The following is a 20,277-nucleotide window of genomic DNA, read 5'->3' as shown; positions in this document are numbered from 1 at the left end:
GCATTGTCGCGAAAATGACCTGCCCAGGAACAGGATCATGGAGTCGCTTCGCTCCAATGCCAACCAAACTGTACATCCCTCATGATCGTTTGCTGCCCTGAATCTCCTGGGTCGATACGAATGGAGCGTCCGGCAAGATAGTTGGGCAGAACCAGCGCAATCGCGTGGTCGCCAGCACCGAGGGGTAGTTGAATCGACCGGCCGGCCACAAAAGCTCCATCCTCGCCTCCGTGTGGTGAAAAAAAGATCTCGAACACATCTGGGCTGTTCAGCGTAAGCTGCAGGCGAACACAGGGGGTTGTGCGGCTGCTATCCGAGACGGGCACGGTGGCTATCATTTGTGGATCAGGGGCGGTCGCAAGAAAACCACTCGCGCCAACAACCATAGCTTGAAGCTTCGGCTCACCGGTGGCAGGGGCAAAATCTCTGCATTCCCTAGCAGCCAACTCGTCGCGCGCGACCAGAGCCTGACCCAGCGTGCTGGACCACGAAAGAGGGCCGATCAACACCGAATCGACGACCGCTCGCTCGACGCGGCTGACGATCAGCCGCTGGCTGGCGAGCACCGCGTTCGTGATCCCCTGTGGATCGGAAAGGTCCATAAAGTATTCGACGGCGTGTCGGAATGGCTGCGTCAAGCCTATGACTTTATTGTAGAACGAATCATGCAAGATTACGGTGGAGACCGCTTGGTCGACCTGCTTGAACGAAGAAAGCGCCTCTATTTCCGCCGGGGTGTCTATCTCACTTTCGGGTTCGCCGTTACCTACCAGCAGCATACGCGTCTCGAGATCTGTCGGATTCTGAGCCATTTTCCCGGCTAGTACTGGCGGCCGCACCCCGTTGCCATCGGGGAAGATCGCTACGAGCAATTGGCGAAAGGCGATGGCCGCACCAAAGTAGCTCCAGTGGGTGTCTGTCTTGCGATACAGATCGGTGCCGTTTGAACGTCCTTTTGCCTCCTGCAGTGCGCTTAAGTGATCAACAATCCGAGGTGCTTTGGCTCTGATCGTCGATCGCAGAAGGTCGGCACTCTGCTGTTTGCAGGCCCAGTATTTTTCAAAGTGGGGGTCGAGAAATTCTGGATATACTGTCGACTTATCAGGCGCTATCGTAAAATACATCTCAATGCCGGAAGCACCGGCGACGTCAATCATGGCATCCATACGTGAGACAGCCAATTCCACGTTATACCGTTCCTGACATTTCCCCTCGAACCAGTCGCCTTTCCAGTATATCCAGCCGTCTCTTCCAGTAGCGATGTTGTTGTGGTCGTATTGGCGAACGACTTTGAGTAATACGGTATTTCGAATGGAAATGGCGGACCGCTTTAACCAGGAACGCTCCAGAAGGGCGGAAGCCAGCTGATCGAAAGCGCCGCTTGAACTTGCCCGCAGAGATTCCGGCGCAGGAAAAGCGGTAAAGTCCTTCTGACCATAAGGTTCAACGGCGCCGCGAACAGCCAGCACCAACAGCGGCGACGCGATGATGACCACGAAGGCCGCGGTGACTATTGCGCTGCATATTTTTCTGGCTGTTTTCATCAGAATTGGAAATACAGGAACGGAGTGTAGCCGCCGCTCAGCGCCAACACCTGACATACCATCAGGGCAACAACCGTGTAGCAGGCGCCAGTGACATACAGCCTATCGCCTCTGGTCTCGCTTGTCAGCAACTGGCCGAACGAAAGCCGGCCGGGCAAAACGTAAATTGCTGCACCTACCACAAGGGCGATCAAGCTGGTCGTGGCTATTGGCGCAGCCGCATCGAGGCTGAATGCACCAGCGGCGCCGGGCGAAGCCATCGCCTTCCACAAAGACATTGCCTGTTCAAGCGACGTCGAGCGGAACAGCGGCCAGCTCAGCGTCACGACCGGCAGGAAATAGGCATATCGCAGCCACCCCTTCTCCAGCACTTTCGGCCAAGTGCCGGTGGCCACGCGCTCGACCAGGATGAAAAGCCCGTGGAACATACCCCAGCAGAAAAACGTCCAGGAGGCGCCATGCCAGAGGCCGGTTACCGCGAAGACGATCAACAGGTTTCGATAGGTCGCGATCCTGCCATGCCGGCTTCCTCCCAGCGGGATGTAGAGATAGTCGCGAAACCAGCTTGAAAGCGAGATGTGCCAGCGTCGCCAGAATTCGGTGATCGAACGGCTGGCGTAGGGCCTCTGAAAATTCTCGGCAAAGCGGATGCCGAACATGCGGGCAAGCCCGATGGCCATGTCGGAATAACCGGAGAAGTCGAAATACAACTGGATGCCATACGTCGCGGCCGCCAGCCATGCCGTGGCAAAACCTATGGTGTCGTGGGGTGCGGCGAAAATGGCATCGGGGATCGGCGCAATGCCATCGGCTATGATCACCTTTTTCACTAGGCCGTGAGCGAAGCGGGTGGCCCCGGTGGAGAAGTTCTCGAGAGATATTCTCGGCGCTCGAAAATCATCCACGACGTCCCGGAACCGCACAATCGGGCCGGCAATCAGGTGCGGAAAAAATGTGAAGTACGTACTGAAGAGCACGACATTGCGCTCTGCAGGAATTTCACGACGGTAGACGTCGATCAGGTAAGACAATGCCTGAAAGGTAAAAAAGGATATGCCGATCGGGAGGATTATGCCGGCGAATGTCGCCGACAGATTGCTGCCTGAAGTGAGGTCAACGTTCACCGCTATGAAATCGAGATATTTGAAGAACACGAGAATGCCGACCAGCAGCACGATTGCCGCCCCGACAACTGCATTTCTCAATTTCGCGCTTTTGCAAAGGTCGACAGCCAGCGCGCCGAAATAGGCGATGACTACATCCGCAATGAGTATGATTACATAGGACCCTGACGACCAGTAGTAGAATGCCAGGCTCAGAACGAGCAGGCTTGGCCGAAAGGCAGAGGGCTTGGCAAAAAGAGCTATGGCAAGTGCGATAGGCAGGAAGAAGAAAAGAAAATTACTTGCCGAAAATACCATCCTGCCTCCAACCACGCCCACGCTCGGTGACCACCTCAGCTCTAAGAGCCAAATTTGCCACCCAAGACCTCACCATCTATATCGAATATAGAGCGCAAGGATCGGCCAAAATACAAAAACATGTCCCAATGGCGAAAATATCGACAAAATGAATGAGCATTCGGCAATTCTCTCTGAATCATCCCTGCTGAGATAGTAGACGCCTCGCCTGATCTGTAAATGCTTATCTCTATGCACAGGTTGTTGATAACGCGCCCAAGCCGCTAGAGCGTTTCATCGTTTAGGGAAACGGCGAAACACTCTATCTCTTGTTCTGACGCAATTCCGAAGGAAAGCGCTAAGCGCTTTCCTGGGAACACACACTTTTCTTGGAATTGCTCTAAGGCGCTACGCCGAGCTGTCGGCGCACCGGTCCCAGCCCTCAATGCAACGTCGGATCACCGGCCAGCAGGCTGCGCGGCCCGGTCGTTTCGAAACTGACCTGGTCGCGGCCGTTGGACTTGGCCTTGTAGAGGTGCCGGTCGGCCGTCAGGAACATGTCGGCATAGGTGGTGGGTCCGCTGAAGGCGACGCCACCGATGCTCACCGAGAGCGGACAGGGCCGTCCATCCGGGGCAAACTCGACCTCGCGGATGCGCCGCCGGATCCCCTCGGCAACCAGCCAGGACTGCGACGGGTCGGCGCCAGGCAGGAAGATGGCGAACTCCTCGCCGCCGATGCGCCCGACAATGTCGGCGCCGCGCAGCTGGGCCTTGATCGTCTGCGCAATCAGCTTGAGCGCCTGATCGCCGCAATCGTGGCCCAACCGATCGTTGATGGTCTTGAAATGGTCGGCGTCGACGATCAGCAGGGCGCCGGCATCGACGACAGACTGGCTGCGCGCCTGTTCGAGATAGGCCTCGACCAGCATCGAAAACGCGCCGCGGTTGAACACCGCGGTCAGGCTGTCGGTCGCCGCGACAATGCTCAGATTCTTCTGGGCGATCGCCAGCTGGCGCATCTTGTACATCAGGAAAGAGAAGAACGATCCACCCAGCACAAGCGGCAGTAGCAGGTCGGTGAGCTGCGCCCAGCGCAATGCTTCGGGCGACAGCGACGGAAAATTGTAGGAATCGACAAGGAAGGCCGCCGCGATACAGATCGCCGTGCCGACAACCGTGACTGCTATGACCCTGCCCAAGCTCGTGGGCGAAAGATCGACCCGCATGCCATTTCTCCCACTGTGTTCGCCATTTTGCAGCGGGAACACAAATGAAACCCTAAAATCTTACCTGCAATTCGAATGTGGTTAACCAGAACAATTCCAGGAAAGTGTGAGCAGCTTTCCCGGGAGAAGCGCGTGGGCGCTTTCCCTGAGAATTACCAAGACAAAGGGATAGCGCGTTTCACCGTTTCCGTTAAACGATAAAACGCTCCGGCAGTCGAAAGGCGCGATCGGTTGCCTTGTGAGTGGCGACAAAAAGCCCGCCACTTGCGCGGCGGGCTTTCCGACTGGCCGGAGGCTTCTCGTCAGCGCATGTCCCTCGCGAAGTCTGGGCCATGCGGTAGGAGAGTGCCGTAAAGCCTCACGGCTGGTTCGACACTCCCGGCGAAACCTGTCTCAGCGACGCGAGATCATAAGGCATAGCTGCCGCAGATCGCTGTCGTAGGTGCCCTCGCTGGCGAGCACATCGACGCAGCGCTTCTTCATACGTGTCAGCTGGCTGTTCGACATGCTGGCGACGACACCGGGTGTCCCAGGGGTGCCTGGTGTTCCAGGAGTTCCTGGCGTGCCGGGGGTACCGGGCGTACCGGGCGTGCCCGGCGTTCCGCCAATGCCGACGCCGACCCCGACGTTGATGCCGCTGCCGACGTTGACGCCGACACCGGCCTTGATACCTCCGCTGCCGCCGACCGTGGCCCCAACACCGGCCTTGATGCCACCGGCTCCGCCGACCGTCGCGCCAGCGCCGGCCTTGATGCCGCTGCTACCGCCGACTGAGGCGCCGAGGCCCGCAGTAACGCCGCTATTGCCGCCGACCGTTGCGCCAGCACCCGCCTTGATACCGCCGCTGCCGCCGACCGAGGCGCCGGCACCGGCCTTGACCCCGCCGCTTCCGCCGATCGAAGCGCCAACACCTGCATTGATGCCGCCAGCACCGCCGATAGATGCGCCGACACCGACGCCAATTCCGCCTCCTGCATTCGCGGGAGCGGCAAAAATAACGATAATTGCACCCGCCGCCAGTGCTCTAGCGATTTTCTGAGTGATATTAACCATGACACTCTCCTTGTTGCCGTTCTGCTTTGTGCATTGCAACATGCCAGCAAACCAAAGCAGACATATGCTTATGCACTCACAGCTACGCACGAGTCTTCCTTATAGTTTCTTTATTTTTTTCGACATAGGCCGTTGTAGTTCTCAATCAGTGTACTCGGTTTCTAAAAAAAAATATGTTTTTGCTTCAATATTTAAACTTTGTTGAATTTATTAAATAGAAACTCTACTGAAAATGGAGCAGGTTGTAGCGGCCGGCCGAGCAAGGGGCGGCGCCAAAGGGCGGCACAAGCCACCTGGCAGCGTCGTGCAACCACGGGCTTCAAAAACCCGGCTTGGGATTCTTTGGCGCTGTCCGTCGCGTCCAGAGGCGTTTCACTGGTATCGGCGGCCAGGTCGCAGACGGATGGCACAAAGGCACCGAGGGATGTCGCCTCCGGCGTCTTCAAACGCAAACCGCGGTCAAGAAATCAGGCGTAGGCGCGGCCTTCGTCGGTGCGCTGGAAAAAGGCCAGATCGAGCGACACGGAAGGCCGGCCGAGAATGGTCAGGATGGTATGCGCCTGGCCGCGGTGATGGGTCTGGTGGTTGAAGACGTGTCCCAGCGCCGGCGCCAGCCGCTGCGAGACGGTGCGCATGTCGGAGACGGTCATGTAGGAGAAGCGGCCGGACAAAGCCTTTTCGGTCAAACCGCCGACCCAGTCGACGATCCGCCTGTCCTCGGCCTCACGCGCCAGCCTGAGGCCAAGCAGCGCCCGGTGCAGGATGGCGTCGAGCTTCGTCGGCGCGTCACCCTCGCCGGTGAAGCGTTTCATCCAGATGCGGTCGGTGGCCAGCAGATGGTTGAGCGTGCCCATCATCGAGCCGAAAAATGCGCCGACATCGCGGTTGAACTCTTCTTCGTCAAGTGCGGCGACGGCATCGTAGATGCGGCCATTGGCCCATTGATTGTAGGCCGCGAACATCATGAAATGCTGTTTCATCTTTTCTTCCCGCCGACGAGTTCCGCTTCAGCCGCACGCGCCTAATTAGACCGCGAGGACGCAGCCGCCAATGACCATTCTGTTCCATGAACTCGCCGGACACGACGCGACCCGTCCGTTCAACCGGCATTGCTGGAAGGAGGCGGCGGCAGCAGCTTAGGCAGTAGGCAATAGGGTCCGAGCGCTGTACTGCCTACTGCCTACTGCCTATTCCTCACACAAGTCTCCTGATCGCCATGCCACCACCCCCCGATTTCACCGATGATTTTCGCGCCGGGCTGGTCACGCTGCTGCGCTGGCGCCGGGATGTGCGGCGCTTCGAGCGGACGGCTTTGCCCGAGGGTACGCTGGAGCGGCTGCTGGAGCTTGCCAGCATCGCGCCGTCCGTCGGTCTCAGCCAGCCGTGGCGCTTCGTGGTGGTCGAGAGCGCCGAGCGGCGGGGCGCGGTGAGAGACTGTTTCGAGCGGTGCAATGCCGAAGCTCTTGAATGCTTTTCAGGCGAGCGCGCCGCTCTCTATGCCCGGCTGAAGCTCGCCGGTCTCAATGAAGCGCCCTGCCAGTTCGCGGTTTTCGCCGACCGCACGACGCAACAGGGCCATGGGCTCGGCCGCATGACGATGCCGGCAACCATCGACTATTCGGCCGTCATGGCGGTGCACACGCTGTGGCTGGCGGCGCGGGCGGAAGGCATCGGCATGGGCTGGGTGTCGATCCTCGACGCCGCCGAGATGGCCGTAATCCTGGACACCCCGCCTGAGTGGACGCTGATCGGCTATTTCTGCCTCGGCTATCCCAGCGAGGAGCATGAGATGCCGACGCTGGAGCGCGAGGGCTGGGAGCGCCGGCGGCCGCCCGTTGTTATCAGGCGGTAGTGATACTGACAGTCACTTCGCGCCGTCTTTGCCGACCAGCTTCACGCAGATCGGGTCGCCCTTCGGCATCGGCGTGCATTGCCATTCGGGGCCGAAGCCGAAGTTCGTATCTGTGCGGCGACCCAGAAAGAGCAGCAGAACAAGGCCCACGGCAGCAAAAATGCCGATAATCAATAGGCTCCCTTTTATGTCGCCCGGCCTGGGGTGGTGGTAGGCCAGCGCGTCCCGTCAAACATGGTCCGATGTCTTTCCGTTCCGCTGATTTCCCTTCGAAACCGTGCGTGCCTGCGCAATCGCCATTTTCCCGCAAAGCCTTGCCTTTGACCAGGGCGTTGCGAACAGCCATGCGGGCGGTCGCGGCCGAATAACGCTGCCGGGGCGCGTCCCCTTGGCAATGGGCCGGGCGGCTTGTATAGAGCCCGCCACTCCACATTCCGATCTCAAGACTTTCATCTCAAGACAAGGACGACCCCATGGCGCTCGAACGCACCTTTTCCATGATCAAGCCGGACGCGACCCGGCGCAATCTTACCGGCGCCATCACCAGGATGCTGGAAGAGGCCGGCCTGCGCGTCGTCGCCTCACGTCGCGTGTGGATGAGCCGCCGCGAGGCCGAAGGCTTCTATGCCGTGCACAAGGATCGTCCGTTCTTTGGCGAACTGGTGGAATTCATGTCGTCGGCGCCGACCATCGTGCAGGTGCTGGAAGGCGAAAACGCCATTGCCAGGAACCGCGAAGTGATGGGCGCGACCAATCCAGCCAACGCCGCCGAAGGAACCATCCGCAAAGTCCACGCGCTGTCGATCGGCGAGAATTCCGTGCACGGCTCCGACGCGCCGGAAACCGCTGCTGAAGAGATCAAGTACTGGTTCTCGGACACCGAGATCGTCGGCTGAGCCGATAGACAGGTTTGACTATGAAAGCCGGGGCAAAACCCCGGCTTTTTGTTTTTGGCCCGCTCCCTTAGCGGATCAGCGGCGTGTCCCAGAGGTCGCCGAGCAGCGTTTTCAGCTCGGTGAAGCGCTTCTGCCCAAGCTCCTGCGCCCATTCCCGCTCGACGTCGAGCAGGATGTCGGCCATCTTCTGGTATGCGGCGCGCCCGCGGTCGGTGAAGTGGACGACGGTCCCGCCGCTCTCATCGGGCGCCGCCGAGCGAGTGATATAACCCATCGCTTCCAGCGTCTTCAGCAGTTGATTCATGGCCTGCTTGCTCATCGCGGCGCGCTCGGCGAGCGCGCTCGGCCGAAGGCCATCCGGGCCGGGATATTGGATCACCGCCATATGCGGCGGGCTGAGGTCCTCGAAACCCGACGCCCTGAGATCCCTGATCAGCTTGCGGTGAATGGCCATGGCCGGAACGCGCAGCAGTGCACCGATCAGCGGTGGCTTCTTTGGCGGTTCTTCCGCGGATAATGGCATTGACACTCTGGTAAATCGAGTTTACTCATTTCGGTAAATTCAATTTACCACGTGGGAGGATGAAATGCTAGACAGAGCTAGCCAGATCAGCGTCAATCCGGCCGACGAGACAATCAGCCATGGCGGCCTTGCCGTGCGCTTCCTGCTTACCGGCGACCAGTCGAACGGCAGCATCGCCGCCTTCGAACTGACGGTCGCCGGCTCGCAGCGCCTGCCCGCCCCGGCGCACAGCCACGATCACTATGAAGAGACGATGTACGGGATCGAAGGCGTGCTGACGCTGACCGTCGACGGACACCGGCACGATATCGGGCCTAGGCAGGCGCTGTGCATTCCGCGCGGCGCGGTCCATCGCTTCGACAACGACACCGCCGCGACCGCCAAGGTGCTGTGCGTGGTGACACCGGCGGCGATCGGCCCGGAATATTTTCGCGAGGCCTTCGCCATCTTCAGCACTGGCGGCCCGCCAGACCGCACCAGGCTGATGGACCTGATGCGCCGGTTCGGCCTGACGCCGGCGCCCCCGCCGCCGCAGTCTTGATTCTTAGCTCGCTGCGTTGAAGCGCAAGATGTCGTGGCCGTCCTTGTCGGCGATGATCAGCTTGCCGCCATCGACACGGTATGACGCCGCCTTGGCGAGCGCCTCGAACAGCGCCTTTTCCTCGGCCATGATCTCCGGCGCGCAGGCCTTGTAGGTCGAGCCGATGTCGCTGATGACGATGGTCTCGCCATCGACCTTGGCGGTGGCGAAATAGGCGTTGCACGGGCCGCTGCCGCCCGCCTTGCCGGCTTCGCTGACCCGGAACGTCGCCTGCGGCTCCGAAATCACGCCGATACCGTCGATATATTCGACTAGCCAGCTCTGGCCGAACAGCGAGGCCGAGGTCGGCTTGTCGCTCGGCGCCACCATTTTCAGCACAATGGCCTGCGGCGCCTCGCTGAGCGGATCGACCTGATAGCGCGAGTCCGTGACGAACAGCAGCTTGTCGTCGGCGGTGATGCGCGCCTGCAGCGCATAGGTCATGTTGGGCCGGATCACCGTTGGATCGAAGCTGATCTCGAACTTGATCGGCACCTGGCCGGCCGGCGCTACCTTGCGCTCGCCGACAATGGCGGCCGGCGCGTCGGCCAGCGATACATCGGCAAGTTGAACCGACAGCACGGCGTTGGGCGGCAGCGCGATGCGCTCGCGATACATCACCTCGCCCTTCAGGGTTTTCTCGGCGGCGACGGAAGGCTCGGGAACGGCCAGAACGCCGATAACCAGCGGCACAAAACCGAAGACGAAGAATTCGGCGATCCTGTCCAGCATGCCCTTGCTCCCTTTTTGCCGATGCGATTTGGCCAAGGGAATGCGGTCAATACATGGCTGCGCCGAGATTTATTCGGGCCGCGCCTTCCAGCGCGCCGCAGCCTGGTCGTCGGCGTGCTTGGCCTCGACCCAGCCGCCATCGGTGCCGTCCACGCGGTGCTCCTTCTTCCAGAAGGGTGCACGCGATTTCAGGAAATCCATCAGGAAATTGGCCGCTTCGAACGCCGCCTGCCGGTGCGAGGACGCCGCCACCACCAGCACGATGTTTTCGCCCGGTGCGATCTTGCCGTGGCGATGGATGACGGTCAGGCCTTGCAACGGCCAGCGCTGAAGCGCCTCGCCGGCGATCCGGCTGATTTCGGCCTCGGCCATGCCTGGATAGTGCTCGAGTTCCAGCGCCGACAGCTGGCCCTGCTCGTCGCGGCAAAGTCCTGAGAAGGACACCACGGCGCCGATGTCGGCGCGACCCCCGGTCAGTTTCGCGATCTCGGCGGCAACGTCGAAATCGTCGCGCTGGATGCGCACCGTCGGCGCGCCGGACATGGTGTCAGCCCCCGGTCATCGGCGGAAACAGCGCGATCTCGCGCGCGCCGGCTATCTTCTCGCGATGCTCGACATGTTCCTGGTTGATGGCGACGCGGATCACATCAGGATATTGCAGCGCGTGCTCATATTCCTCGCCACGCGATTTCAGCCAGCGCAGGAGGTCGGCCACCGTCTCGATACCGGCGGGCAGTTCGACATCCTCTTCCGGCTTGCCGATCCGTTCGCGCACCCAGGCGAAATAAATGAGCCTGGTCGACATCTCACTCGTCCATGATGTGCTTGAGGCCGGCGCGGAAATAGTCGTAGCCGGTGTAGAGCGTGACGAGGGCTGCGATCCACAGCAGCACCAGTCCGGTCTGCGTGGTCAGCGGGAAGATCTTGTCGCCGGCAGGCCCGGCCAGCAGGAAGGCGATGGCGACCATCTGGATGGCGGTCTTCCATTTGGCGAGCTGCGTCACCGGCACCGAGACTTTCAATGCCGCCAAATATTCGCGCAGCCCCGAAACCAGGATTTCGCGGCACAGGATGATGATTGCCGCCCACAGCGACCAGCCTGCGATGCCGGCATGGCGGTCAGTGTCGGCGGCGAGCAGCAGCAGGCAGGTGGCGACCAGCAGTTTATCGGCGATCGGGTCCAGCATCTTGCCGATGTTTGACGTCTGCTGCCAGGCGCGCGCCAGATAGCCGTCGAGATAGTCGGTGATCGAAGCCAGCAGGAAGATGATCAACGCCGACCAGCGGGCGAAGTCGCTCGATTTCAGATGCCCCTCGAGAAAAAAGCACAGCACCACCAGCGGCACCGCGACGATGCGGGCATAGGTAAGCATGTTAGGCAGGTTGAACGCGCGCTTGGCCATATCTCAGGGACTCTTTCTGCCTGCGTACTCAAATCAGAACCGGATGTAGGGGGTCAACAGGCGAGATTCGATTGGCCAGACGAAAATAGCGCGCGATTGCCGGGATTCGAGTGGCCTGCGAGAAAAGAACGGCTGCTGCCATTTCATCGGGACAGCGGCGTCACCGGCGCTCAGCTCTCATGGAAATGATTGTAGACGAGCTTGGCGACCTGCTCTGAAATACCGTCGACCTTGACCAGATCCTCGACTGCCGCGCGGCTGACCGCCTTGGCAGTGCCGAAGGCCAGCAGCAGCGCGCGCTTGCGACCGGGACCGATGCCGGCGATCTCGTCGAGCGGGCTCTTGACCAATTCCTTCTTGCGCCGCGCGCGGTGCGAACCGATAGCGAAGCGATGGACCTCGTCGCGCAGCCGCTGGACGAAATAGAGCACGGGGTCCCGCACGGGGAGCGAAAACGAGTCCCTGCCTCTGACGAAAAAACGCTCGCGGCCGGCATCGCGGTCCTGGCCCTTGGCGATGCCGATGGCCGCCACGCGATCCTCGATGCCGAGGTCGGCGAGGATCTTGCGCACCGCGCTCATCTGGCCCTGGCCGCCATCGATCAGGATGACGTCCGGCCAGGCCGGGAAGCTGCCGGAGATGTCTTCCTCGATGTCGTCGCCTGCTCCACCGGCTGCCGCGTCGTCGGGAACGACATCGCCATGTTCCTTCAGCAGCCGCGAAAAGCGCCGTTCCATCACCTCGCGCATCATGCCGAAATCGTCACCGGGCGTGATCTCGGTCGAGCGGATGTTGAATTTGCGGTACTGGTTCTTCACAAACCCTTCCGGCCCGGCGACGACCATGGCGCCAACGGCGTTGGTGCCCATAATGTGCGAATTGTCGTAGACCTCGATGCGCACCGGTGGCTTCGGCAGGCCGAAGGTCTCGGCAAAGCCGGCGAGCAGCCGGCCTTGCGTGGAGGTTTCGGCCAGCCGGCGGCCGAGCGCCTCGCGGGCATTCTGCAGCGCGTTGTCGGTCAAATCCTTCTTCTCGCCGCGCTGCGGCACCGAGATCGACACTTTACGGCCGGCGCGGGTGGACAGCGCTTCGGCCAGCAGTTCCTGATCCTGGACGCCTCGCGACAGAAGGATGTTCCGTGGCGTCGGCTTGTCGTCATAGAACTGCGCCAGGAACGAGCCCAGCACTTCCGCCCCCTCCAGTGCCGGATCGGCCTTGGGGAAATAGGCGCGGTTGCCCCAGTTCTGGCCGGTGCGGAAGAAAAACACCTGGATACAGACCTGGCCGCCCTCCTGATGGATGGCAAAGACATCGGCCTCGTCGACGGTGGCCGGGTTGATGCCCTGATGGCTCTGCACATGCGACAGCGCTGCCAGCCGGTCGCGATAAATGGCGGCGCGCTCGAAATCGAGCTCCTGCGAGGCCTGCTGCATGGCGGCAGAGATTTCGGTCTTCACCTTCTGGCTGCGGCCCGACAGAAAATCCTTCGCCTCGCTGACCAGCTCGGCATAGTCGCCATGCGAGATTTCGCCGGTGCAGGGACCGGCACAGCGCTTGATCTGGTAGAGCAGGCACGGCCGGGTGCGGTTTTCGTAGAAGGAGTTGGTGCAGCTCCTGAGCAGGAAGGCGCGCTGCAGCGAATTGATGGTGCGCCCGACCGCGCCGGCCGACGCAAAAGGTCCGAAATAGTCCCCCTTGCGCGAGCGCGCACCGCGATGCTTGTAGATGCCGGGCGAGACGTGATCGCCGGTCAACAGGATGTAAGGGAACGACTTGTCGTCCCGCATCAGCACATTGAAACGCGGCCGCAAGCGCTTGATGAGATTGGCCTCGAGCAGCAGCGCTTCGATTTCGGTGCGGGTGACGACGAACTCCATCGTCGATGTCTCGCGCACCATGCGGCCGATGCGGGCGGTGTGGAACCGGCCTTGCGCGTAGTTGGTCACCCGCTTCTTTAGGCTGCGCGCCTTGCCGACATAAAGCACGTCGCCGGCAGCGTTCATCATGCGGTAGACGCCGGGCGCATTGGGCAGCCGCTTGACCAATGTCTGGATGACCTCCGCGCCGACCATGCCGTCGGCGTCGCCGGCATGCGGCGCCCAGTCTATCGCTGTGAAGGCGACATCGGGCCCGGTGGCCTCGGGCTCGACGATCTCCTCGACCGCTTCATCCTCAAGCTCGATGTCGGGCGGCATATCGTCGGCGGCGCCGGCGCGCGTCTTGTGTTTCTGGTCTGCGGGACTCATTCCACCATGCCTGTCACATCCGGCGTCTGCCATGCAAGATGCTGGCCGCCGTCGAGCGCGATCATCTGGCCGGTCACCGAGCGCGCCTCCCAGAGATAGCGGATGGTGGCGCCGAATTCGGCCAATTGCGGGCCGCGCTTCAGAATCAGGCCATCGACCTGCTTTTGGAAATCATCATCGTCCTGGCGGGCATTCTTCAGCGCCGGACCGGGACCGATGGCGTTGACGCGGATGCGCGGACCGAGCGCCTGTGCCAGCATTTCGGTCTGCGTCCACAGGGCCGACTTCGACAGCGCATAGGAGAAATAGCGCGGCGTCGGCCGCCAGACGCGCTGGTCGATGATGTTGACGATCAGCCCCTCCTGCCCTTGCGGCAAGGCGCGGGCGAAGTTTTGCGCCAACAGCGCCGGCGTCTTCACATGGATGGCGAAGTGAAGGTCCCATGCCGCCCAGTCGAAGTCCTCGACGCTATCGTCGACGAACAGCGACGCATTGTTGACAAGAAGCGTGACCGGGCCGAGCGCTGCCGCGGCGCGGCCGACGAGATCGCCAACCGCATCCATGTCGGTCAGATCGGCGGCTACCACGCCGGCGCGGCCGCCTCCGTCCCTGATGCTCGCAGCCAGCGCGTCGGCCTCGGCGGTCGAGCGGTTGGCGTGGATGGCGACGGCAAAACCGTGCGCGGCCAGATCCTCGACGATCGCCTTGCCGATCCGCTTCCCCCCGCCCGTCACCAGCGCCGTTCCGGCGGCTTCGATCATCTGTCAATCCTCAATCTGCGCCTCAATTCGGCTGGCGGCACATTGTGACGCGTCCAGGGGTTAAATGCCGTTTCCACCTGGGGCAGGAATGTGGCGAAACGGCTTTTTCGCCGCCGGCACCGCCCCGGATTCGGGTCGGCAGGACCGCAATATAGGACGCTGAACCCGTTGCACCAAGCCGAGTGCAGTGCAGCATCGCCTGCGTACTGACATTTCGCTGTTGCGAAGATGCAACGTCAAGCTTCGGCCTCATTCGTGCCGGGGAATGACCCATTTTCAGGTTCGCTGCCGCCGCATTTTGACACGACATTCGGAACCGTTGAGTGCCAGATCCGTTTCACCCCCCGGACGGGTTGATGGCGCTCAGGACAAACAAGCCTACGTGTCTTGTGGCTTAAGGAGTAAACAACAATGCAAACCAATCTCAAATTCGCGCCGCTCGCGGTTGCGCTCGGGCTCTTCGCCCTCAGCGGTACCGCTTTTGCTGCCGATGTCGTCTCGGAAGAGCCCCCGGCGCCGGCCCCGATCGCCGAGCTCCCCGTCGCTTCCTGGGCCGGCCCGTATGCCGGTCTCAGCGCCGGCTACGGCTTCAGCGGTCATGCCAAAGTCCAGGACGGCGGCCCCGACATCAAGACCAAGGGCTTTGTCGGAGGCGTTTTCGGCGGCTACCAGTGGCAGCAGGAAAACTTCGTGTACGGTGCTGAAGCCGATCTCGGCTACAACGGCGTCAAGGGTGACAGCGGCGGCGTCAATTCCAAGGGCGGCTTCGAAGGCTCGCTGCGCGCCCGTCTGGGTTACGCCGTGACCCCGGAAATCCTGCTCTACGGCACCGGCGGCGGCGCCCTGAAGAACCAGAAGGTCTCGGTCCCCGGCGACAGCGACAGCAACACCATGCTCGGCTGGACGGCCGGCGTCGGCACCGACATCAAGATCACCGACAATGTGTTCGGCCGTGTCGAGTACCGCTACACCGACTTCGGTTCCAAGAGCTTCGACAGTGTCGGCACCAAGGTCAAAGAGAGCGACAACCGCGTCACCTTCGGCGTCGGTATGAAGTTCTAACTGTCGTTCAAGCCACGACACAAGAAAGCCGGGCCTCGCGCCCGGCTTTTTTTGTTTCGCCCGTCAGGCCGGCACAGCCACCTTCAGCCCCGGAAACTTCTCATCGAAACGCGCTGCCCAGCGGGTCAGGCGGCCGCGGCCCTTTTCCCATTTGCCGGCGAAGCGCAGAGAGAGGTAGCCGAGGCAGGCACGCAACGCCAGCTGGCCAAGCGTGATCTTCTTCGGCAGCTTCGGCGGATTGGCGTTGAGGAAATCGAGTGCGGCGGTGATCTTGGTCCACTGGCGATCGAGCCAGGGTTGATAGACCATCTCCTCCGGACGCGTGCGCCGCTCATAGACCATCGACAGCGCGCAGTCGCATATGCCGTCGGCCAGCGCCTCCAGCACTTCGGCCTTGAGGCGCTTGTCGGCATTGCGCGGCAACAACAGGCTCTTGGAAGCGCGGTTGAGATGCTGAGTGATCGCGCGGCTGTCGTGGATCGAGCGGCCGTCGTCGAGCACCAGCACCGGAATCTTGCCGAGGGGATTGGCTGACATCAGTTCAGCAGGCTTGTCCTCGGTCTTGACCAGCACCAGCTCGACGGCAATGCCGGCATGGAGTGCTGCCATGCGCACCTTGGAACTGTAGGGGGATGAGGACGCGTAGAGCAGCTTCGGCATGATCGGTTCCCTGTTTTCGGACGGCCAGTGCATGTCGCTCAACAATGCGGCTCCGGTCTTGAGAACGACGCGCGTAAAACAAAGGTCTAGAGCGCGTCGCCTGAACCCCATCGGATGCGACCGCCTTAGTGTTGGCCGATCTTCCCTGAGGGAGCAACTGCCAGAAGGGCAAAACCAGGCGGCCAATCCGCCGACAATGAAATCGCCAATGCATGTCTCACAGAAGTGGCGTCAATTTCGAGAGAACGACATGCATCAAAACAAGACCTAAATCACCGCAAAAAAGCTCCCGGGAATCTGCCAGTCGGCAAAGTTCCCGGGAGCTTTGAGATGGTCCGCTGTTACTTCTTCTTGGCGGCTGGCTTTTTGGCCGGTGCAGCCTTCTTCACAGCTGCCGTCGACTTGGCGGCGGCGGCCTTCATCGGAGCCTTGGCGGCGGGTTTTGCCGCTGCCTTGGCTGCCGGCTTCTTGGCGGCGGGCTTGGCTGCTGCCTTCGCAGCAGGCTTCGCCACAGCCTTGGCGGCCGGCTTCTTGGCGGCGGGTTTCGCTGCTGCCTTGGCGGCGGGTTTTGCTACTGCCTTAGCTGCCGGCTTTGCCGCTGCCTTGGCGGCCGGCTTTGCCGCTGCCTTCGGTGCTGCCTTCTTTACTGCTGCAGGTTTCGCGGCAGCTTTCGGTGCCGCTTTCTTTGCCGGCGCTTTCGCCGCCGGCGCCTTCGTCGTGGTCTTTGCCATGCGATGCCCCTTGCGTTTGTGCCGATGGCCGTGAGTGACCCGGCGAGCTAATGCATATCTGACTCGTGCGTATCTAGCCAGCGAAGCATTACATAGAATTTCGCAAATTAAGTTTCGGTTACGCTGAGAGCATTATCGCAATGATCGGCACAGAAATCGCCAAAGAATCTTCCCGCTTCGCAGCGAACTGTTGCGAGAGAAATCTCTGATATCGAGACTCACACGATCTTCTCGTCAAGCTCACATTCTCTTGCAACGCCGTTGATCTCACGCGGTCATCGGCGACCTATCGGATGGCAACAATCATCGCACCGCAGAGGCTGATCTTGCTTCATCCCAGCGGTCGCAGGAACAGCACTAAAGTGAACGCGAGCTTTTTACTCGTATATTGCGAGTGGGTGGACGGAAGCCAGGAAAGACAGCACTTGAAGGGACAGCCTGTTGTGTCGGACGTCTCCCCGACGAGAAGGGAGATCGCCAGCTTCGGCGCAAGAGATGCCAAACGGAAATGGGAAACGAAAGATCGGGGAATCCTCCTCCCGGGAAGCCGCGATCCCTTGGAAGCCAAGGGGGGCAGGCCCCTAAGCGCCAACCCGCTCGCGCACCTGCAGCCGGCGCAAGGCTCGGCGTGGTGGAGGTGGACGGCAAACGCATCCCACGGCGGCGCAATGCCGGATCTGCATCAGGATCCGCCCGATCTCGCCGCGGTGATAGCCGCCATGCGTGACGACATGGGTCAGCATTTCCTGGCGTGACATCATCGCCCTGTCGCCGTCGGTGAAGGTGAAAGGCACAGGCTCTGACATGAGCTTTGGCGAGACGGCTTCGATATAGTCGAGATACCAACGATCCATCGCAGCGACATCAGCGCTCAATTCATCGAGTGCTGTCGTGTCCACGGTGTTGTCGGACGCATAGCCATGACGCGTGCCGGAAAGATGCGCGGCGAATATCTTCGATACGACGAGGTTGTGGTTGATGAGACGGGTCGCCGTGTGGCGCTGATCGACATGCTCCTGCTGGTCGAGGCCCGCAAGCTTCTGCAGCAATTCACCATTCGCCCAGGCTTGATAAACGAAGAGGCTGCGGTCTGTATCCTTTGCAAAAAATGTGAGTATATTATCTATATTCTTGGCTGCTGGAGCAGACATGTCTACTCGCATTGCAAAGCCGCGCTCACGCATGCGCAAGCAGCCGCGCCAGGCGCGTTCGAGAGCGACGGTCGAGGCGATCATCGAAGCCGGTGCTCATGTTCTAAGCGCGCTCGGCTGGGCCGGCTTCACCACCAACAAGGTGGCCGATGCGGCCGGCGTCAGCATCGGCTCGCTCTATCAATATTTTCCCGACAAGCTGTCGCTGGTCGAAGCAATTCGCCGGCGACATTTCGATCAGGTGCTGTCGGTGATCGCCGAATCAGCAGAAGGCGACAAGCCGCTCAAGCGATTCGCGCAGGAGCTGGTGCGCGGCATGATCGATGCGCACAGCATCCATCCGACGCTGCATCAGGTGCTGCTCGACGAGGCGCCGGGCGATCGCGGCTCACGCGCCGCCCATGCCTCGTTCCAATCGCGCTATCTCGATCACTACACGACGGCGGTGGCGCAATATCGCAGGCGCAGAAAGGACAATGAGGCCGTGGCCCGTGTGCTGTCCTCGGCGGTCGAGGGCGTCATCCACAATGCCGCGCGGCGAGACATGCTCGACGCGCCGGAGCTGCAGAAGCAGTTGGTCGAGCTGATCTGCGCTTACGTGTCTGGTGGGAAGGCGGTGTGAGGCAGCGGCAGCAGTTCGGAGATTGGCGAAACCGGAGCGACATCAGATCTCCCCCTTGCGGGAGATGGCAGGTTCAACGGCGGTTCTTATCCGACCTTAGCGCAGGACGCGGCAGCGGCCGTTGTAGACCATCCAGCGGTCGAAGCCCGAGACGCAGAATTCGACATTGTCGCCGATCGAGGCAAAACCCTGGCCTTCCTCGATCAAGTACCAGATGGTGCGGGCGCGGCCATCGGAAAGGCTGACGGTGGCGCCGCAATAGCGGCGGCCGATCGGCCATTCTTCGCTGGCCGGGAGATAGCGATGCTGGTGGATGCGCTGGAAATCTGTGATCGAAACATCCGGCAGATGCGGCACGTGATGCACCTGGTAGGAGAAGCGGCTGGAGATCTTGCTTAGCACCCAGGCCTCGCCGCAAACGCCGCTGTCCTCGTCGGAATAGACGGAAAGGTCGGCGGCCTGTGCTGGCTGGCCGAGGGGTGCGGCCAGCGGCGTGCAAAGCGAAATCAGGGCAGCAAGAGCGGATTTGGCAAAGCGAGTCATGGCAGCCTCTCAAAGGTCGACTGCGCCCACTTTGCGGATTCGGCGGCGCGCGGTCAAGCGGTCGCCCTGACGATGGTTTCCCGCTCCGCAACCGGTTTTGCCGGTGCGAAGCTGCGAAACCACGTCCTGACCTTCGAAAAAGCTCGCCTTGCCCATTAGGAAAAGCGGCCTGCCCATGGCCGGCGGGCCGCCGAAACCCGGTTCAGCCTTGCTTGGCGTCGCCCTGCGGTATGGCGGCCGGGTCCATCCACATCGCTTCCCAGACGTGGCCGTCAGGATCGGCCAGGCTGCGATTGTACATGAAGCCATAATCCTGTTGGGCGTTGATGTCGGCGGCGCCGCCATTTTTCGCCGCCGCCTCGTTCATCGCATCGACCGCCGCGCGGCTGTCGCAGGACACGGCAAGCATGACCTCGCTCGAGGTGGCCGGCGGGATGGGGCGATCGGTGAACTGACGCCATTTGGCGTGGGTGAGCAGCATGACGTTGATCGTTTCGCTCAGCACCATGCAGGCTGCGGTGTCGTCGGTGAAGTGCGGGTTGTTGTCGAAGCCGAGGGCTTTGTAGAATGCCATCGACGCAGCGAGATCGGCGACGGGCAGGTTGACGAAGATCATGGGGGGCATAGGGTCTCCTTGACAGTACACACTTGAAACCGGACCGGCGTTTCGCCGGACCATCCTCCGATGCCTTCTCTCAACGCACCGGTTTTGCTTTGCCGCGCACCCTCTCGGTCTGCGCCTCCTGCATCGCTTCGACCTCTTGATAAGCCGAGCAAAAACTGCATCTCGGCCGCCGAATATTCTCCAGCAATGCGGCGCCCGCCTCGAGGATCGGATGGTAGCAGCGCCGGACGAGTTCCTCGGTCTTCTTGCCCGCCGCGACCATGACCTTGCGCCTGTCATCGGGATCCGGCTGGCGGCTGACGAAGCCGCGCTTTTCCAGCCGGTCAATCAACGTCGTGACCGCCGCCGGCGTGAGATTTGTCTCCCTCGCTACGAGGTTTGCCGGCCCCGCCGGCCGTGATTGATCGCACCGAGACACAGCGGCGCTCGGCAGCGCTCAGCACATAGATTTCGGCGACGGTCCCATCGAACGTTTCGACGGCATCCTGCCAGCGCGACATCGCGAAGCCTATCGCGTTGACCAGTTCCTCTTCTGTCGATCTTGGCATTCGATTCGAAATCTAATAATTAGATATCTATCTCTCGGATTCTGGGATTAGCGTCAACGCCGAGCCGATTAGATGTGCATCTCCATGGTTTCGGTTCGTTGAACACAGCTGAGCATT

Annotated in this window: 25 protein-coding genes; 5 read left to right on the top strand and 20 right to left on the bottom strand. The window is 61.2% G+C overall.

Going from position 1 to position 20,277, the window contains the following annotated elements; translation table 11 throughout:
* Positions 1-35: 35 nt before the first annotated feature.
* From NKJ80_RS05060 to NKJ80_RS05040, 5 genes are all read right to left on the bottom strand, one after another.
* Positions 36-1,544: an alginate O-acetyltransferase AlgX-related protein gene (locus NKJ80_RS05060; protein ID WP_352497178.1), complete on the bottom strand. Its 1,509-nt coding sequence runs from the start codon at positions 1,542-1,544 to the stop codon at positions 36-38.
* On the bottom strand, positions 1,544-2,965 hold the full coding sequence (locus tag NKJ80_RS05055) for an MBOAT family O-acyltransferase (RefSeq protein WP_352497177.1): 1,422 nt from the start codon (positions 2,963-2,965) through the stop codon (positions 1,544-1,546). Before NKJ80_RS05055 ends, NKJ80_RS05060 begins: the two co-directional genes overlap by 1 nt.
* A gap of 421 nt (positions 2,966-3,386) precedes the next feature.
* Positions 3,387-4,172, bottom strand: coding sequence for a GGDEF domain-containing protein (locus NKJ80_RS05050; protein ID WP_352497176.1), 786 nt, complete (start codon positions 4,170-4,172; stop codon positions 3,387-3,389).
* Between the two features lie 393 nt (positions 4,173-4,565).
* Positions 4,566-5,225: a hypothetical protein gene (locus NKJ80_RS05045; protein WP_352497175.1), complete on the bottom strand. Its 660-nt coding sequence runs from the start codon at positions 5,223-5,225 to the stop codon at positions 4,566-4,568.
* A gap of 467 nt (positions 5,226-5,692) precedes the next feature.
* Positions 5,693-6,205, bottom strand: a complete 513-nt coding sequence (locus NKJ80_RS05040) for a DinB family protein (RefSeq protein WP_023738632.1) — start codon at positions 6,203-6,205, stop codon at positions 5,693-5,695.
* A 236-nt stretch (positions 6,206-6,441) separates the two neighbouring features.
* Here NKJ80_RS05040 and bluB point away from each other — a divergent pair, with 236 nt between their 5' ends.
* Positions 6,442-7,077 carry a 5,6-dimethylbenzimidazole synthase gene (bluB, locus tag NKJ80_RS05035; protein ID WP_352497174.1) on the top strand — a complete coding sequence of 212 codons (636 nt, stop codon included), beginning with the start codon at positions 6,442-6,444 and terminating at the stop codon, positions 7,075-7,077.
* Between the two features lie 12 nt (positions 7,078-7,089).
* Here the strand turns inward: bluB and NKJ80_RS05030 are convergent, their stop codons facing one another.
* On the bottom strand, positions 7,090-7,251 hold the full coding sequence (locus tag NKJ80_RS05030; protein ID WP_023727328.1) for a hypothetical protein: 162 nt from the start codon (positions 7,249-7,251) through the stop codon (positions 7,090-7,092).
* A gap of 299 nt (positions 7,252-7,550) precedes the next feature.
* Here NKJ80_RS05030 and ndk point away from each other — a divergent pair, with 299 nt between their 5' ends.
* The gene (ndk, locus tag NKJ80_RS05025) at positions 7,551-7,973 is read left to right on the top strand and encodes a nucleoside-diphosphate kinase (protein WP_023684731.1); all 423 of its coding nucleotides are present in this window, start codon (positions 7,551-7,553) and stop codon (positions 7,971-7,973) included.
* Between the two features lie 67 nt (positions 7,974-8,040).
* Here ndk and NKJ80_RS05020 read toward each other — a convergent pair whose 3' ends face one another.
* Positions 8,041-8,496 carry a MarR family winged helix-turn-helix transcriptional regulator gene (locus NKJ80_RS05020; protein WP_023727329.1) on the bottom strand — a complete coding sequence of 152 codons (456 nt, stop codon included), beginning with the start codon at positions 8,494-8,496 and terminating at the stop codon, positions 8,041-8,043.
* Between the two features lie 64 nt (positions 8,497-8,560).
* Here NKJ80_RS05020 and NKJ80_RS05015 point away from each other — a divergent pair, with 64 nt between their 5' ends.
* Positions 8,561-9,037, top strand: a complete 477-nt coding sequence (locus NKJ80_RS05015) for a cupin domain-containing protein (protein WP_023701902.1) — start codon at positions 8,561-8,563, stop codon at positions 9,035-9,037.
* A gap of 3 nt (positions 9,038-9,040) precedes the next feature.
* On the opposite strand, the gene NKJ80_RS05010 is transcribed toward NKJ80_RS05015, so the two are convergent.
* From NKJ80_RS05010 to NKJ80_RS04985, 6 genes are all read right to left on the bottom strand, one after another.
* Complete coding sequence (locus NKJ80_RS05010) at positions 9,041-9,808, bottom strand: YbaY family lipoprotein (protein WP_023814922.1); 768 nt, start codon at positions 9,806-9,808, stop codon at positions 9,041-9,043.
* A 69-nt stretch (positions 9,809-9,877) separates the two neighbouring features.
* The gene (locus tag NKJ80_RS05005; RefSeq protein ID WP_352497173.1) at positions 9,878-10,351 is read right to left on the bottom strand and encodes a molybdenum cofactor biosynthesis protein MoaE; all 474 of its coding nucleotides are present in this window, start codon (positions 10,349-10,351) and stop codon (positions 9,878-9,880) included.
* Positions 10,352-10,355: 4 nt separating this feature from the next.
* Positions 10,356-10,613: a molybdopterin converting factor subunit 1 gene (moaD, locus tag NKJ80_RS05000; RefSeq protein WP_023689089.1), complete on the bottom strand. Its 258-nt coding sequence runs from the start codon at positions 10,611-10,613 to the stop codon at positions 10,356-10,358.
* Between the two features lies 1 nt (position 10,614).
* Positions 10,615-11,211, bottom strand: a complete 597-nt coding sequence (pgsA, locus tag NKJ80_RS04995) for a CDP-diacylglycerol--glycerol-3-phosphate 3-phosphatidyltransferase (RefSeq protein WP_023673449.1) — start codon at positions 11,209-11,211, stop codon at positions 10,615-10,617.
* Between the two features lie 170 nt (positions 11,212-11,381).
* A complete protein-coding gene (uvrC, locus tag NKJ80_RS04990; protein WP_023715084.1) occupies positions 11,382-13,457 on the bottom strand; it encodes an excinuclease ABC subunit UvrC in 2,076 nt (691 codons plus the stop codon).
* Positions 13,454-14,218 carry an SDR family oxidoreductase gene (locus NKJ80_RS04985; protein ID WP_023701905.1) on the bottom strand — a complete coding sequence of 255 codons (765 nt, stop codon included), beginning with the start codon at positions 14,216-14,218 and terminating at the stop codon, positions 13,454-13,456. Before NKJ80_RS04985 ends, uvrC begins: the two co-directional genes overlap by 4 nt.
* Before the next feature lie 411 nt (positions 14,219-14,629).
* Here NKJ80_RS04985 and NKJ80_RS04980 point away from each other — a divergent pair, with 411 nt between their 5' ends.
* Positions 14,630-15,280: an outer membrane protein gene (locus NKJ80_RS04980; RefSeq protein WP_023673452.1), complete on the top strand. Its 651-nt coding sequence runs from the start codon at positions 14,630-14,632 to the stop codon at positions 15,278-15,280.
* Between the two features lie 63 nt (positions 15,281-15,343).
* Here the strand turns inward: NKJ80_RS04980 and NKJ80_RS04975 are convergent, their stop codons facing one another.
* The 3 genes from NKJ80_RS04975 to NKJ80_RS04965 form a co-directional block, all read right to left on the bottom strand.
* Positions 15,344-15,940 (bottom strand): glutathione S-transferase family protein, encoded by a 597-nt coding sequence (locus tag NKJ80_RS04975; RefSeq protein ID WP_023814925.1) that lies wholly within the window; start codon positions 15,938-15,940, stop codon positions 15,344-15,346.
* A 341-nt stretch (positions 15,941-16,281) separates the two neighbouring features.
* Entirely contained in the window at positions 16,282-16,671 is a 390-nt protein-coding gene (locus NKJ80_RS04970; RefSeq protein ID WP_023673454.1) for a hypothetical protein, read from the bottom strand.
* A 581-nt stretch (positions 16,672-17,252) separates the two neighbouring features.
* Positions 17,253-17,855 carry a DinB family protein gene (locus NKJ80_RS04965; protein WP_352497172.1) on the bottom strand — a complete coding sequence of 201 codons (603 nt, stop codon included), beginning with the start codon at positions 17,853-17,855 and terminating at the stop codon, positions 17,253-17,255.
* Here NKJ80_RS04965 and NKJ80_RS04960 point away from each other — a divergent pair.
* Positions 17,821-18,444, top strand: coding sequence for a TetR/AcrR family transcriptional regulator (locus NKJ80_RS04960; RefSeq protein ID WP_031202871.1), 624 nt, complete (start codon positions 17,821-17,823; stop codon positions 18,442-18,444). The genes NKJ80_RS04965 and NKJ80_RS04960 overlap by 35 nt on opposite strands.
* A 96-nt stretch (positions 18,445-18,540) precedes the next feature.
* On the opposite strand, the gene NKJ80_RS04955 is transcribed toward NKJ80_RS04960, so the two are convergent.
* The 4 genes from NKJ80_RS04955 to NKJ80_RS04940 form a co-directional block, all read right to left on the bottom strand.
* Positions 18,541-18,987 carry a hypothetical protein gene (locus tag NKJ80_RS04955; RefSeq protein ID WP_023673457.1) on the bottom strand — a complete coding sequence of 149 codons (447 nt, stop codon included), beginning with the start codon at positions 18,985-18,987 and terminating at the stop codon, positions 18,541-18,543.
* Positions 18,988-19,189: 202 nt separating this feature from the next.
* The gene (locus tag NKJ80_RS04950) at positions 19,190-19,612 is read right to left on the bottom strand and encodes a VOC family protein (RefSeq protein WP_023689094.1); all 423 of its coding nucleotides are present in this window, start codon (positions 19,610-19,612) and stop codon (positions 19,190-19,192) included.
* A gap of 70 nt (positions 19,613-19,682) precedes the next feature.
* Positions 19,683-19,943, bottom strand: coding sequence for a MarR family transcriptional regulator (locus NKJ80_RS04945; protein ID WP_023689095.1), 261 nt, complete (start codon positions 19,941-19,943; stop codon positions 19,683-19,685).
* Complete coding sequence (locus NKJ80_RS04940) at positions 19,936-20,160, bottom strand: hypothetical protein (protein WP_023689096.1); 225 nt, start codon at positions 20,158-20,160, stop codon at positions 19,936-19,938. Before NKJ80_RS04940 ends, NKJ80_RS04945 begins: the two co-directional genes overlap by 8 nt.
* Between the last annotated feature and the right edge of the window lie 117 nt (positions 20,161-20,277).

Origin of the sequence: Mesorhizobium sp. M0030 (genome assembly GCF_040323695.1) — a bacterium.
In the GTDB taxonomy this organism is placed as follows: domain Bacteria; phylum Pseudomonadota; class Alphaproteobacteria; order Rhizobiales; family Rhizobiaceae; genus Mesorhizobium.
The sequence above is the reverse complement of the archived record's forward strand: the minus strand, read 5'-3'. Positions and strand labels throughout refer to the sequence as shown.

What these genes read in the sequence shown, in the direction of transcription:
- NKJ80_RS04960 (WP_031202871.1), top strand. Translation starts at nt 17,821, where the DNA reads ATGTCTACTCGCATTGCAAAGCCGCGCTCACGCATGCGCAAGCAGCCG.
- NKJ80_RS05020 (WP_023727329.1), bottom strand. Translation starts at nt 8,496, where the DNA reads ATGCCATTATCCGCGGAAGAACCGCCAAAGAAGCCACCGCTGATCGGT.
- NKJ80_RS05015 (WP_023701902.1), top strand. Translation starts at nt 8,561, where the DNA reads ATGCTAGACAGAGCTAGCCAGATCAGCGTCAATCCGGCCGACGAGACA.
- bluB (WP_352497174.1), top strand. Translation starts at nt 6,442, where the DNA reads ATGCCACCACCCCCCGATTTCACCGATGATTTTCGCGCCGGGCTGGTC.
- NKJ80_RS05005 (WP_352497173.1), bottom strand. Translation starts at nt 10,351, where the DNA reads ATGTCCGGCGCGCCGACGGTGCGCATCCAGCGCGACGATTTCGACGTT.
- NKJ80_RS04950 (WP_023689094.1), bottom strand. Translation starts at nt 19,612, where the DNA reads ATGCCCCCCATGATCTTCGTCAACCTGCCCGTCGCCGATCTCGCTGCG.
- NKJ80_RS04955 (WP_023673457.1), bottom strand. Translation starts at nt 18,987, where the DNA reads ATGACTCGCTTTGCCAAATCCGCTCTTGCTGCCCTGATTTCGCTTTGC.
- NKJ80_RS04980 (WP_023673452.1), top strand. Translation starts at nt 14,630, where the DNA reads ATGCAAACCAATCTCAAATTCGCGCCGCTCGCGGTTGCGCTCGGGCTC.
- moaD (WP_023689089.1), bottom strand. Translation starts at nt 10,613, where the DNA reads ATGTCGACCAGGCTCATTTATTTCGCCTGGGTGCGCGAACGGATCGGC.
- NKJ80_RS05010 (WP_023814922.1), bottom strand. Translation starts at nt 9,808, where the DNA reads ATGCTGGACAGGATCGCCGAATTCTTCGTCTTCGGTTTTGTGCCGCTG.
- pgsA (WP_023673449.1), bottom strand. Translation starts at nt 11,211, where the DNA reads ATGGCCAAGCGCGCGTTCAACCTGCCTAACATGCTTACCTATGCCCGC.
- NKJ80_RS05040 (WP_023738632.1), bottom strand. Translation starts at nt 6,205, where the DNA reads ATGAAACAGCATTTCATGATGTTCGCGGCCTACAATCAATGGGCCAAT.
- NKJ80_RS04965 (WP_352497172.1), bottom strand. Translation starts at nt 17,855, where the DNA reads ATGCGTGAGCGCGGCTTTGCAATGCGAGTAGACATGTCTGCTCCAGCA.
- NKJ80_RS05055 (WP_352497177.1), bottom strand. Translation starts at nt 2,965, where the DNA reads ATGGTATTTTCGGCAAGTAATTTTCTTTTCTTCTTCCTGCCTATCGCA.
- NKJ80_RS05050 (WP_352497176.1), bottom strand. Translation starts at nt 4,172, where the DNA reads ATGCGGGTCGATCTTTCGCCCACGAGCTTGGGCAGGGTCATAGCAGTC.
- NKJ80_RS04985 (WP_023701905.1), bottom strand. Translation starts at nt 14,218, where the DNA reads ATGATCGAAGCCGCCGGAACGGCGCTGGTGACGGGCGGGGGGAAGCGG.
- NKJ80_RS05045 (WP_352497175.1), bottom strand. Translation starts at nt 5,225, where the DNA reads ATGGTTAATATCACTCAGAAAATCGCTAGAGCACTGGCGGCGGGTGCA.
- uvrC (WP_023715084.1), bottom strand. Translation starts at nt 13,457, where the DNA reads ATGAGTCCCGCAGACCAGAAACACAAGACGCGCGCCGGCGCCGCCGAC.
- NKJ80_RS04970 (WP_023673454.1), bottom strand. Translation starts at nt 16,671, where the DNA reads ATGGCAAAGACCACGACGAAGGCGCCGGCGGCGAAAGCGCCGGCAAAG.
- NKJ80_RS04940 (WP_023689096.1), bottom strand. Translation starts at nt 20,160, where the DNA reads ATGCCAAGATCGACAGAAGAGGAACTGGTCAACGCGATAGGCTTCGCG.
- NKJ80_RS05060 (WP_352497178.1), bottom strand. Translation starts at nt 1,544, where the DNA reads ATGAAAACAGCCAGAAAAATATGCAGCGCAATAGTCACCGCGGCCTTC.
- ndk (WP_023684731.1), top strand. Translation starts at nt 7,551, where the DNA reads ATGGCGCTCGAACGCACCTTTTCCATGATCAAGCCGGACGCGACCCGG.
- NKJ80_RS04975 (WP_023814925.1), bottom strand. Translation starts at nt 15,940, where the DNA reads ATGCCGAAGCTGCTCTACGCGTCCTCATCCCCCTACAGTTCCAAGGTG.